Genomic DNA, 10,944 nt, shown 5'->3' with positions numbered 1-10,944 from the left:
GACGTGAAGATCGTGATGCGTACGACGTCGACCCGCCTGCTCTCCGCCGCTGCTGCCGGTGCTCTGTCGGTCGGCCTGCTGGCCGCCTGCGGGCAGGACGACACTCCCGCCGCCGACCCCGCGGACACCTCGGCCTCCGTCACCGCCACGCAGGAGACGTCCGACGCCGACGCGGAGGACGCCGAGGAGTCGGCCGAGGACGTCACCGAGCTCACCTACGCCGGCCAGGACGGGGAGACCGCCCTGGACCTGCTGCTCGAGGCCGACCCCGAGGCCGAGGTGACCGGCGAGGGCGACATGGCCTACGTGACCGGGATCCAGGGCCACTCGGCGGACGAGGACGAGTTCTGGGGCCTGTACGTCGACGGCGAGATGGCCCAGGTCGGCGCCGGCTCGCTGGAGACCGAGGACGGCCAGGAGATCCGGTGGACGCTGGAGGAGATCACCGAATGAGCCACGCACCCGCGACGGGCACGACGCCGGACCTGAGCCTGCGCGAGCTCGGCGAGCGCTGGTGGCGGCCCGCCGTCGCCGTGCTGCTCGTCGTGGCGGCGATCGTGTGGCGGGTCGTCAAGGACGACCTGGGCGCTCCGCCGAACCTGGAGCTGTCCACGGCGGCCGCGTTCGCGGCGGCCGCTCTGCTGCGGCACCGCCTGGCGATGCTCGCCCCGCTGGTCGTGGTCGCGATCAGCGACGTGCTGCTGACCAACTCCGCGATCCTGCTGTTCACGTGGACGGCGTGGGCCGCGATCGGCGTCGGCGCCTGGTGGACCCGCCGGGCGAGCGGCGGACGCCGGGTGGTCGCCGCGCTCGGCTTCGGCGTCGGCTCCTCGCTGGTGTTCTACCTCTGGACGAACTTCGGTGTCTGGCTGCAGGGCCGCGGCACCTTCTACCCGGCGGGCCTGGACGGGCTGCTCGCCAGCTACGTGGCGGGGCTGCCGTTCCTGCGGCCCATGCTGCTCGGCAACCTCGTGCTCGTGCCGGTCGCGGCCGCTGTCGTCGCGCTGGTGGAGCGGCTGGAGCGGGCTCACGCCGTCGGCGCGGTGGCGTCCTTCTCGCGGTAGCGCTGGAGGCGGGGTAGGACGAGGCGGCCGACGATACCGACCAGGACCGCTGCGACGGCGTACGGCAGGCTCCAGACCAGGCCGTCCAGAGCGACGCCGGCGTACTGCGCGGGGCTCGAGGAACCCATCGACCGCGCGGTGACGAACCAGTACGTCGCCGCATCCAGGACGGCTTGACCGACCCAGAAGATCAGCAGGGCGACCGTCCAGGCCCAGATCCGACGTCGGGGCGTCCAGCCGCACCACGCCAGGGCGGCTCCGAGGAGGATGGCGGGGATGATCTGCGTGATCAGGGCGAGCGTGACGATGACTTCGTCCGGTAGCTGAAGCCCCCAGCCCCACGGGATGCGCAGGACGCTCTCGAGCCAGTACCCGGCAGCCGCGGCACCAGCGGCGGCGGCGACGGTGGCGGCCGGCACGGTACGGCGGGCCAGCACCCGGGAGACGAGGACGGAGATCGCGAGCGCGACCGCGACGGCTGTCAGGCCGACGGCGACGTCGAGCAGACCGGACGTCTCCGGGCGGAGCCTCGGGGCCGTCACCGCGACGCTCTGCAGCGCTGCGCCGGCGATGACCAGGACCAGTCCGGCGGTCGCGGCGGCGTCTACACGCCCCGGGATCGCTGCGGTGCGAGGGCGGAGGGCGACGCCGACGATCGCGCCGGGCAGGACGACGACCCCGAGCATGAGCGCGAGGAGGTCCGGCGAGAACGGCAGGAACGTGTGGACGAAGAGGTCGGGCTTGTTCGGGTAGGTCGGCCACGACGGCTGCCATCCGGCCATGATCCAGGGGAGCAGGCCGACGACGGCCGCACCGGCGCCCAGGAGGAATCCTCGGGTGGGGGAGAGCGGCTGGGGCGGCGCTGATCCAGTCATGACCAGGCATGATGCCAGATCGCTCGCCGCCGCCGCCGTCGGGCCACGGGGGCGGAGACGGCGACGCGCCCCTGCCGGACCTCCGACGCCGTCCGGCAGGGGCGCGACCCGTGTCGTCAGTAGGTGGCGATGAGCCGTCCGACGACGCCGCCCTCGCGCAGCCGGTCGATGGCGCCGGGGATCTCGTCGTGGGTGATGTGGTTGACCGGCGGGTTGAGGTCGCCGGACCGCATGAGGTCGTAGAGCTCGACGAGGTCCTGCTTGGTGCCGGACTTCGAGCCCTTGATCGTGAGCTGCTTGATGATGATCGGGTAGGTGCTGATCTCGAACTCCAGCTTGCCCATGCCGACCTGGACGAAGGTGCCGAACTCGGCCAGCGTGTTCAGCGCACCGGTCGTGGTGGTGCCGAACCCGGCGTAGTCGACGATGAGGTCGAGCTTCTTGTCCGCGAACTCCTCGATGGACTCGGCGACCCCGGCCAGGCCGATCTCGTCGGCGAGCTCGCGGGCACCGGCGCTGATGTCCGCGCCATACACCTCGGCCCCCTTGAGGACGCCGACGCGGGCGCCGATGTAGCCCAGGCCGCCGAGGCCGATGACGCCGACCCGCATCCCGGGCTCGAGCCCACCGGCGGTGACGATCGCGTGGTACGAGGTCAGGCCGGCGTCGGTGGCCATGGCGCCCATCTCGAAGCTGACCTCGTCCGGGAGCCGGACCAGGTTCTCGTCGGTGGCGCGCAGCTTCTCGCCGAACCCGCCGTCCCACGTGCCGTACCCGAGGGCGAACCCGTCGCCCGTGAGCGGCGAGAGGCCGACGCGGTCGCCCACCGTCCAGTGCTCCATGCCGGGGCCGACCTGGCTGATGACGCCGGCGTTCTCGTGACCGGGCGTCACCGGGAGCTGGGGGAACAGGGGCATCCACGTCTCGTCGTCCAGGGCGCTGACGTCGGAGTGGCAGACCCCGGCGGCCTTGATGTCGACGACCACCTCGCCGGGCCCGGCCTCGGGCTCCGGCACCTCCTCGAGGGTGAGCGGCTCGTGGGTGCCGTGGAATCGCCAGGCGCGCATGGCAGTCTCCTTTTGTTCAGCGGGGTTTCCTTATTGGCCACGCTATGCCTGGGTCTGCCGACCGCCACCGGAATCGGGGTGATGAGACGCGCCTCACACCCGGGCGCGAACTCGTCGGTCCAGCCGCTCGATCGCGGAATGAATCGATGCGACACGAGTTGTACGGACCGTGACTGCTACCGACGCTACCGACACCCGCCTCGAGATCGAGGTCTGGTCCGACGTCCTGTGCCCGTGGTGCTACATCGGCGACGCGCGCCTCGAGGCCGCGATCCAGGACTCGCCCCAGGCCGACCGCATCGACGTGAAGATCCGTACCTTCCAGCTCGACCCCGACTTCCCGGCCGAGCCGACGCCCGTCGTCGACTACCTGTCGGCCAAGAAGGGGCTGCCGGTCGAGCAGGCCCGGCAGATGGAGGACCAGGTCGCCGACCTGGCCCGCGCCGAGGGGCTCGCCTACGCGCCGAACCACCCCGTGCAGAACACCCTGGACATGCTGCGCCTGGTGCACCTGGGCAACGAGCACGGCGTCGGCTGGCAGTACATGACGGCGATGCAGGCGGCCCTGTTCAGCGGCGACCCCGAGGCCTTCGCCGCCGACACCCTGGTGCGGCTCGGCACCGAGCTGGGCATCCCCGAGGACGAGATCCGCGACGTGCTCGCCGGCGACCGCTACGCCGACGCGGTCCGCGCCGAGCACGACGAGGCGATCGCGCTGGGCGCCCGCGGCGTGCCGTTCACGGTGCTCGGACGCCGCCTCGGGATCCCCGGCGCCGTGCCGACCGAGGCCTACGGCCGGGCGATCGCGCAGGCGTGGGAGCAGGTCGATGCCTGATCACGCCGCGGGACCGCTGACGTTCGTGGCCGCCGACGGCGCCGCGGTGTGTGACCCGGTCACCGGCGTCTGCTCGCCCGTGGCCGGGCAGGAGAGCGAGGTCGAGACGGCCCCGGGTGCGGCGGACGGCGACGACGGCGACCCCGGTCTAGATACCCCTAGGGGTATCTAGTAGACTGCTCCCGGGACGGAGGCCGACTCCGTCCGACGACAGACGGGAGCAGTGAGCATGGTCAGGATGTCGATGCTGGGAATCGGGCTGGCGCTGGCGGGGACCGTGGCGCTCGCCGCGTGCGCGCCGTCGGGCGACGGCGAGACCGCGACGCTGGAGACCGGGACGGTGGTGATCGACGTCCGCACGCCGGCCGAGTTCGCCGGCGGCCACCTCGAGGGTGCGCTGAACATCGACGTGCAGTCGCCGGACGCCACCCAGCAGCTCGCCGACCTCGACCCGGACGGCTCGTACGTCCTGTACTGCCGCTCGGGCAACCGCGCCGGTGCGGCCCTCGACTTCCTGCAGGCGCAGGGCTTCGACGACGTCGTCAACGCGGGCAGCGTCCAGGAGGCGGCCGACGAGACGGGCCTCGCGATCGTCGACTGACGGCGCGGGCTGCTCAGTCGTCCCGCGACGGCCGGGACGAGCGCATCCGCTTGGTCGCGGACCGCTGCTTCTTGGCCTTGAGCCGGCGCTCCTGGGACCCGCGGGTGCGCCGCGTCGCCCGACGCCGGGGGCCGGGCGGTGCGACAGCGTCGGCGACGAGCGCGGCCAGTCGATGGGCTGCCGCGTCCCGGTTGCGCCGCTGCTCGCGGTGCTCGGACGCCGTGACCGTCAGGACGCCGTCGACCAGCCGGTGACCTGTCCGGGCGACGATCCGCTCGCGCTGGACACGGCTCAGCACCGCCGAGCGGTCGACGTCCCAGGACAGCTCCACCCGTGAGTCGGTGGTGTTGACGCCCTGACCACCGGGGCCGGAGGACCGGGAGAACCGCTCGGTCAGCTCGGCCCGGGGGATCGTCAGGGACGGGCTGACGACGAGTCCGTCGCGGGTCGGTGAGGGCATGCCTCCATGGTGCCGCGGCCGCTGGCCCGGTTTCTACAGGGTCACCAACAGCAAGGAACCCGCGAAGAGACCGAACCCGAACTGCAGCCAGTCGTTGAGGATGTGTGCGCCGGCGCTCACCCAGAGATTCTTGGTGATCAGGAACGGGATGGTCAGGATGACGCGCGCGATGCCGATGACGACGAAGCACTGCACGAAGTTCCAGTCGTAGGTGGGCAGGTGGACCGCCCCGAAGAGCAGCGCCGTGCCGAGCCACGCCACGATGATGGTGGCGCGCCGGGAGCGGCCGAGCTTGGTCACCCCCAGGTACAGCAGCGCCAGGAACGGCAGGATCGTCAGCAGCTCCTCGCCGATGAGCTGAGGGACCATCGAGGCGAACATCAGCACGCGCTCGCCGGTCCCCATGTCCTGGAGCGCCCCGCCTACGGGGTTGGCGTCGGCGCCCGCCGTGGAGATCACGATGGAGCCGACGACGAGGCTGACCACCGTGTTGAGCACGGCGAAGCCGACCATCATGCCGACGTCTTTCCACCCCACACGGTGGAAGAGCGCCGTCCAGTGCCGGCCGGCGACCAGCGCGAGCGCGGCCAGCGGCACCGCCACGAACAGCAAGGCGCGGACCCACTGTCCCAGCAGCGGCGGACCGGGCACGGGCAGCAGGGAGAGCAGGGCGAAGGCGACGGCGACGCCGAGCAGGACGACCGCCCACTGTCGCCCGCGCAGCAGAACAGGGTTTCCGGCGTAGAAGGGGAAGTCTCGCTTCGTGGCAGCCTGTGCCGTGGTCGGTTCGGTGGGCTCCGTCGTCGCCATGAGTTCCTCGTCTCCTCAGAATGCGGCAATGGCATACAACTACCATTGATTCACTATGGGTGCGACAGAAGATGTCGGTTCCCTCAAGTCCGAAAGAGCAGATTCTGTTGTCGCGGTAGACAGTGGGGGCGATTCTCTTTCGTCGGGCCTAGGTGTCTGATCGTTGATAGCGTCTTTTCCAAGGTCATCCCTGTGGAGAGGCGTGCTCATGATCGAGGTGTCCGGACTGACCAAGACCTACGGCCCCAAGCGAGCCGTCGACGACATCTCCTTCCAGGCACCACCAGGTTCGGTGACCGGGTTCCTCGGACCCAACGGCGCCGGCAAGTCGACGACGATGCGCATGATCATGGGCCTCGACCGGCCGGACTCCGGCACCGCGACGATCGAGGGCAAGCCGCTGGCCGACCACGTGGCGCCGATGCGGGCCGCGGGCGCGCTGCTCGAGGCCAAGTCCGTCACCCCGGGCCGAACCGCCCGCAACCATCTGCGGGTGCTGGCTGCCTCGCACGGGATCGGACGCCGACGCGTCGACGAGGTCATCCAGATGACCGGCCTCGACACCGTCGCGAACAAGCGCGTCAAGGGATTCTCGCTGGGGATGGGCCAGCGGCTCGGGATCGCGACGGCGATGCTGGGCGACCCGTCGACGCTCATCATGGACGAGCCGGTCAACGGCCTCGACCCGGACGGTGTGCTGTGGGTGCGCAACCTCGCCCGTCAGTTCGCCGCCGAGGGCCGCACCGTGCTGCTGTCCAGCCACCTGATGAGCGAGGTGCAGCTCACCGCGGACCGGGTGGTCGTGATCGGCAAGGGCCGGATCCTGGCCGACGCGTCCATCGCCGAGTTCACGGCCCAGGCGGCCTCGGGAGCGGTCACCGTGCGCACCTCCGACGACGAGCAGTTCGCGGAGATCGTCGGGGCCGAAGGAGCACGAGCCACCCGCACGAGCGAGGCGCTGGTCGTCGACGGCCTCGAACCTCCTCGCATCGCCCACCTCGCCGTGGGAGCCGGACTCGACCTGCACGAGCTGGTCAAGACCAACGCCACCCTCGAGGAGGCGTACCTCAGCCTCACGGCCGACGCCGTCGAGTACCACGCCACCGCGCAGGAAGGAGCGGCTCGATGAGCGCCACTCTCGCCGACGCCCGCCTGACATTCGGCCACGCCGTGCGTGCCGAGACGCTCAAGCTGACCACGGTGCGCGGCATGTGGTGGGTCGCCGTCGCATCGATCGTGCTCGGCCTGATGATGGTGGCCACGTCCAGTCGTACCGTGCCCGAACCGGGCAACGAGCTCGACTGGACCATGGCGAGCATCGCGAGCGCCATCGTCACACCCTGGGTCATCGTCTCGGTGTTCGCGGCGCTCCAGGCCACCGGCGAGTGGAGCTCGGGCATGTACCGGGTCTCGTTCGCCGTCGTGCCGCGCCGTGGCCTGTGGCTCGCGGCCAAGGCGACCGTGCTCGGCATCTATGCGGGCGTGGTGTCGATCGTGGTCGTGGCGGCCTCCACCGCCATCATGCTCGCCCGCTACGGCAGCGACGGCGCCGTCGTCGACCTCGGTGCGGCCCGCACCTGGGACGTCTTCATCGGAGTGCCGGCGGTGTGCATCGCCACGGCGGTCATGGCGGTCGGCATCGGTGCGCTCGTGCGTTCGAGCGGCGTCGCCGTGACGGTGGTCGTGGCGCTGCTTGTCGTGCTCCCGTTCGCCGGCATCATCGGTCTTGACTGGCTGGCGCACATCACCTCCTACCTGCCCAGCGGCGCCGGCGACTCGATCGTGCGCAGCGGGGCGTTCGGCGCCACGACCGACGACCTCGGCGTCGCGTTCGGCTCCGTCGTCATGCTCGCCTGGGCCGTCGGCGCCTGCCTGATCGCCGCCGTCGCGATGAACCGCCGCGACGCCTGAACCCAGCTTCCTCGACGCCCCGCCGGGACTCCCGGCGGGGCGTCAGCGCGTGGACCGAGCGGCGGCGACCAGGTCCCTGGCCCGCGCCTCGGGCAGGTAGCACCGCACGAGCGCGATGCCGACCAGGGGCAGGGCGGCGGGGTCCGGGACCACCAGGTAGAGGGGGACGGAGCGCGGCTGGAACTTCAGCTTGAACCGGTGCAGCGAGCTGAACCCGTAGAGCGGTTCCAGGGTCGTCGAGAGCTGGTCGAGCACGGCGTCGATCCCCTCCGGCTCCTCGTCGCCGGACCGTGCCAGCGGGCTGCCGGACAGCGAGACCTCGAGCGCCCCCTCGTCGCGGAAGGCCGTCAGCGCCGACGCGATGAGCAGCTCCATCGTGTAGCGGAACGAGTCCGGGGCGCGGCGCATGACGTCGAGCGTCCAGCCGACGACCTTGCCCCCGGGGGCGTGCACGGGCAGCCAGCTCGTCACGCCGTGCACCCGGCCGTCAGCATCCACGGCGAGCCCGATGCGCACCGCAGGGTCCGAGGCCTCACGGAGCCCGCCGAGCGTGAACGCCATCTCCGGCAGGTCGCTGTCGCCGAGCCACGCCGCGGAGATGGCACGCAGCTGGTCCCGGATCTCCTCCGGCTCGTCGGCCCACCGGGTCATCCGGTGCTCCACGCCGTGCTTGCGCGCCTGGTTGATGGCCGTGCGCACGTCCTGCCACTTCTTGCCACGGAACTCCAGTCCGGGGAGGTCGACGACGGCCTCCTCGGCCACCTGCACGGTGGTCCAGCCGCGTTCGACGGCCAGGTCGGCCAGCTCGGCGCTGCAGGAGAAGAAGCAGGCGGTCAGGCCGGAGTGCCGAGCGGCGGCGACGAACGCGTCGGCCAGCTCGCCGCGCCCCTGCGGCCCGTCGCCGACGGGGTCGGTCAGCCCGACGGCGACGCCGGAGTGCACCTGGTGGGTGACGTAGCCGTCGGGAATGCCCGGTGCCCAGCGCTGCGAGCCGTCCCACGTCGTCATCCACGCCAGCCGCTGGCCGGCGCCGAGACGGACGAGTGTCTCGCGGGCGTCCTCCTGGTCGAAGGAGTCGTCCGTCCCGGCGAGGCCCGCCCCGCGGCGGTTGCGGAAGGCGTGGCGGCGCACGACGAGCAGGACGAGCGCGCCGGCGTCGAGCAGCAGCATGACGACGACGAGCGGGAGCTCGTGGGGTTCGGCGACGACGGCGGCCACGAGCAGCAGCGAGAGCAGGACGAGCGAGATCGTGGTGAGCACCAGCGCCACCCGCCACCAGAGCCGTCGGCCGCGCAGGAGTCCGACGGCCAGGACCAGGTCCACGACGACGCTGAGCAGTCCGGTCGGCCAGTCATCGCCGCCGACGGTGCCGAGCGGGCCCTCGGCGGCGGTGGCGAACCCGGCCAGCACGGTGATCAGGGCGGAGATCCCGAAGTATCCGGCGGCATGGACGCGGGCCAGCCGGACGCCTCCGGCCGGCGCGCGCACGCCGAGGGCCGGGTGGACGACGACGGGCACGAGTGCGAGCGCGGCGAGCCACCCCACCAGGTGCTCGACGTCGGCGATACCGCCGAAGAACACGACGGAGACCAGCACGTAGGCGGCGACGACGGCGGACAGCCGCCCGCGCCAGGGCGGGCGCAGCGTCCAGAGCGCGACGGTGACGGCGCCGACGGCGCCGGCGCTGAACCCGACGTCGAGCACCTGAGAGGTCTGCTGGGCCCAGGTCCAGGTGGTCCGGCCGAGGAGCCCGAGCAGCAGGGCGGAGCCCACGACGCCGGCGAGCTGGCAGACAGCGGTGACGAGCGCGGCACGGCGGGTGCCGAGCCGGAGCTCGGCGAACCCGACCAGCACCAGGAAGCCTCCCGCGACGGGGACGTACTCCCACGGCACCCGCGCGAACAACGACCCGGTGACCGGTGTCCACCAGTGCCCGTCCGCGAACGCCGGTGCGCCGAACGCGACGGAGGCGAACCAGTCCGAGTCCTCGAAGGGCGACCACAGGGCCTGGCTCACCAGGCCCAGCACGAGCATGGTCGCGACCACACCCAGAGTGAAGGGAAGACGGCGCGCTGTCCGGCCGAGCCAGCTCACGACGGGCCGCTCAGTCGCGCTCGACCCAGCGGTCGATCGCCCACACCACGGCGAGCGCGAGGCCGACGTCGATGCCGTCGGCGACGTCGAGGGTGTACGAGTCCCGGATGGTCACCCACTTCTGGGTGATCTGGACGACGTGACGTCCGCCGGCGCTGACCGAGTAGTTCTTCTCGATGAAGGACCCCTCGAGGCTCCACGGCTCGCCACCGGGGACCTCCATGGTCATCTTGTCCTTGATCATGGAGAAGGCCTTGGCCCGCAGGGAGGCGACCTCGCTGCCGTCGGCGGTGGCGATCGTCATCTGCTTGGGGATGCCGAACATCTTGCCGGTGACGGTGTAGACGACGTTCCCGGCAGCGTCCTGGACATCGGCCTTGGGGCGCATGCCGACCTTGCCGTCGACGAACCAGACCTGTTCCTCGGTGTCCGGGTTGAGGACGGCGAAGTCGCGCCCCATCCCGAACTTGCTCTTGAGGATGTAGCGGGACCAGCCGGCGGGGGGCGGGGGGAGCGGCATCGGAACCTCCGGGTCGACGTGCCAGCAACGTAGCGCAGCGCACGTATCACAGCACGTGGAGGGCCACGCAGCCCGCGACCGGAGCGACGGTCAGGCGCGGAGGAGTCGACGCAGGTCCTCGATGGCGGCGGCCTCGGCGTCGGACACCTTCTCGGACCCGCCCTTGTCCTTGGACGCCCCGGCGACCTTCTCGGCGATGCCGATCAGCCAGGCGCGTACCTGCTCGGCGACGTCGGCCGGGAGCGCGGCGATGACGGGCAGCGACGACTCGACGAGGCGCTGCCCGTCGGCGCGGAGGGCGTCCTTGTCCTCGGCGTCGATGGTGGGGCCGGAGTCCGACCGGTCCGACAGGTGCTGCCGGGTGGCGCTGATGAGGTCGTGGCCGGGGCCGTGCGGCACGTCGCCGGCGGCGCTGCGCATGGCGAACACCTCCTTGATCATGCCCCACTTGCCCGCCAGGCTGTGCGCCATCACGTACTCGGTGCAGCCCATCGCGGCGTCGGCCAGCTTGTCCACCTGCTCGGTCGTCACGCTCACAGCAATCGTCCTCCGGGTCATCGACAGCGATACGTCCGTCGAGAAGGATGCTGGCACGGCGCCGACGACCCGGCGACCGGAGGTCGTCCGGCTACTCCTCGATCGCCGAGCCCAGCTCGTGCAGGACGGCGGCCCGGGCGTCGCGTCCGCGTTCGCCGCGCCGGGCGACC

General features: G+C 71.6%; 13 protein-coding genes. 6 read left to right on the top strand and 7 right to left on the bottom strand.

Translation table 11 applies throughout. From position 1 onward, the window contains the following. Positions 1-3 precede the first annotated feature (3 nt). On the top strand, positions 4-453 hold the full coding sequence (locus V5O49_RS09240) for a DUF4430 domain-containing protein (RefSeq protein WP_332901969.1): 450 nt from the start codon (positions 4-6) through the stop codon (positions 451-453). After that, positions 450-1,064, top strand: a complete 615-nt coding sequence (locus tag V5O49_RS09235; RefSeq protein WP_332901968.1) for a DUF6580 family putative transport protein — start codon at positions 450-452, stop codon at positions 1,062-1,064. The genes V5O49_RS09240 and V5O49_RS09235 overlap by 4 nt, the downstream gene beginning before the upstream one ends. Here the strand turns inward: V5O49_RS09235 and V5O49_RS09230 are convergent. Together V5O49_RS09230 and V5O49_RS09225 are read right to left on the bottom strand one after the other, a co-directional pair. Beyond that, positions 1,028-1,939, bottom strand: coding sequence for a hypothetical protein (locus V5O49_RS09230; protein ID WP_332901967.1), 912 nt, complete (start codon positions 1,937-1,939; stop codon positions 1,028-1,030). The two genes, V5O49_RS09235 and V5O49_RS09230, sit on opposite strands and share 37 nt — an antisense overlap. Positions 1,940-2,055: 116 nt before the next feature. Then, on the bottom strand, positions 2,056-3,006 hold the full coding sequence (locus V5O49_RS09225; RefSeq protein WP_332901966.1) for a zinc-binding dehydrogenase: 951 nt from the start codon (positions 3,004-3,006) through the stop codon (positions 2,056-2,058). Between the two features lie 169 nt (positions 3,007-3,175). On the opposite strand from V5O49_RS09225, the gene V5O49_RS09220 reads away from it, so the two are divergent. Both V5O49_RS09220 and V5O49_RS09215 read left to right on the top strand, forming a co-directional pair. Further along, complete coding sequence (locus tag V5O49_RS09220; RefSeq protein WP_332901965.1) at positions 3,176-3,841, top strand: DsbA family oxidoreductase; 666 nt, start codon at positions 3,176-3,178, stop codon at positions 3,839-3,841. Between the two features lie 238 nt (positions 3,842-4,079). Then, on the top strand, positions 4,080-4,442 hold the full coding sequence (locus V5O49_RS09215) for a rhodanese-like domain-containing protein (RefSeq protein WP_332901964.1): 363 nt from the start codon (positions 4,080-4,082) through the stop codon (positions 4,440-4,442). 13 nt (positions 4,443-4,455) lie between these two features. Here the strand turns inward: V5O49_RS09215 and arfB are convergent, their stop codons facing one another. Further along, entirely contained in the window at positions 4,456-4,902 is a 447-nt protein-coding gene (gene arfB, locus V5O49_RS09210; protein ID WP_332901963.1) for an alternative ribosome rescue aminoacyl-tRNA hydrolase ArfB, read from the bottom strand. Positions 4,903-4,935: 33 nt separating this feature from the next. Beyond that, positions 4,936-5,712 carry a CPBP family intramembrane glutamic endopeptidase gene (locus V5O49_RS09205; protein WP_332901962.1) on the bottom strand — a complete coding sequence of 259 codons (777 nt, stop codon included), beginning with the start codon at positions 5,710-5,712 and terminating at the stop codon, positions 4,936-4,938. Positions 5,713-5,920: 208 nt separating this feature from the next. On the opposite strand from V5O49_RS09205, the gene V5O49_RS09200 reads away from it, so the two are divergent. Continuing rightward, positions 5,921-6,841, top strand: a complete 921-nt coding sequence (locus tag V5O49_RS09200) for an ABC transporter ATP-binding protein (protein ID WP_332902145.1) — start codon at positions 5,921-5,923, stop codon at positions 6,839-6,841. Further along, complete coding sequence (locus V5O49_RS09195) at positions 6,838-7,623, top strand: hypothetical protein (RefSeq protein ID WP_332901961.1); 786 nt, start codon at positions 6,838-6,840, stop codon at positions 7,621-7,623. Before V5O49_RS09200 ends, V5O49_RS09195 begins: the two co-directional genes overlap by 4 nt. A 42-nt stretch (positions 7,624-7,665) precedes the next feature. Here the strand turns inward: V5O49_RS09195 and V5O49_RS09190 are convergent, their stop codons facing one another. The 3 genes from V5O49_RS09190 to V5O49_RS09180 all read right to left on the bottom strand — a co-directional run bounded on the left by V5O49_RS09190 (position 7,666) and on the right by V5O49_RS09180 (position 10,774). After that, entirely contained in the window at positions 7,666-9,669 is a 2,004-nt protein-coding gene (locus V5O49_RS09190) for a bifunctional lysylphosphatidylglycerol flippase/synthetase MprF (RefSeq protein ID WP_332901960.1), read from the bottom strand. Between the two features lie 58 nt (positions 9,670-9,727). Further along, the gene (locus tag V5O49_RS09185; protein WP_332901959.1) at positions 9,728-10,237 is read right to left on the bottom strand and encodes an LURP-one-related/scramblase family protein; all 510 of its coding nucleotides are present in this window, start codon (positions 10,235-10,237) and stop codon (positions 9,728-9,730) included. A 90-nt stretch (positions 10,238-10,327) separates the two neighbouring features. Continuing rightward, positions 10,328-10,774 carry a hypothetical protein gene (locus tag V5O49_RS09180; RefSeq protein WP_332901958.1) on the bottom strand — a complete coding sequence of 149 codons (447 nt, stop codon included), beginning with the start codon at positions 10,772-10,774 and terminating at the stop codon, positions 10,328-10,330. Positions 10,775-10,944 lie beyond the last annotated feature (170 nt).

Source organism: Isoptericola haloaureus (assembly GCF_036689775.1).
Lineage (GTDB): Bacteria > Actinomycetota > Actinomycetes > Actinomycetales > Cellulomonadaceae > Isoptericola > Isoptericola haloaureus.
Note: the sequence above shows the minus strand (reverse complement) of the source record. Positions and strands in the feature narration are given on the sequence as shown.

Excerpts from the sequence above, each read along its gene's own strand:
- V5O49_RS09185 (WP_332901959.1), bottom strand. The coding sequence starts at position 10,237 with ATGCCGCTCCCCCCGCCCCCCGCCGGCTGGTCCCGCTACATCCTCAAG.
- V5O49_RS09230 (WP_332901967.1), bottom strand. The coding sequence starts at position 1,939 with ATGACTGGATCAGCGCCGCCCCAGCCGCTCTCCCCCACCCGAGGATTC.
- V5O49_RS09205 (WP_332901962.1), bottom strand. The coding sequence starts at position 5,712 with ATGGCGACGACGGAGCCCACCGAACCGACCACGGCACAGGCTGCCACG.
- arfB (WP_332901963.1), bottom strand. The coding sequence starts at position 4,902 with ATGCCCTCACCGACCCGCGACGGACTCGTCGTCAGCCCGTCCCTGACG.
- V5O49_RS09200 (WP_332902145.1), top strand. The coding sequence starts at position 5,921 with ATGATCGAGGTGTCCGGACTGACCAAGACCTACGGCCCCAAGCGAGCC.
- V5O49_RS09225 (WP_332901966.1), bottom strand. The coding sequence starts at position 3,006 with ATGCGCGCCTGGCGATTCCACGGCACCCACGAGCCGCTCACCCTCGAG.
- V5O49_RS09195 (WP_332901961.1), top strand. The coding sequence starts at position 6,838 with ATGAGCGCCACTCTCGCCGACGCCCGCCTGACATTCGGCCACGCCGTG.
- V5O49_RS09215 (WP_332901964.1), top strand. The coding sequence starts at position 4,080 with ATGTCGATGCTGGGAATCGGGCTGGCGCTGGCGGGGACCGTGGCGCTC.
- V5O49_RS09235 (WP_332901968.1), top strand. The coding sequence starts at position 450 with ATGAGCCACGCACCCGCGACGGGCACGACGCCGGACCTGAGCCTGCGC.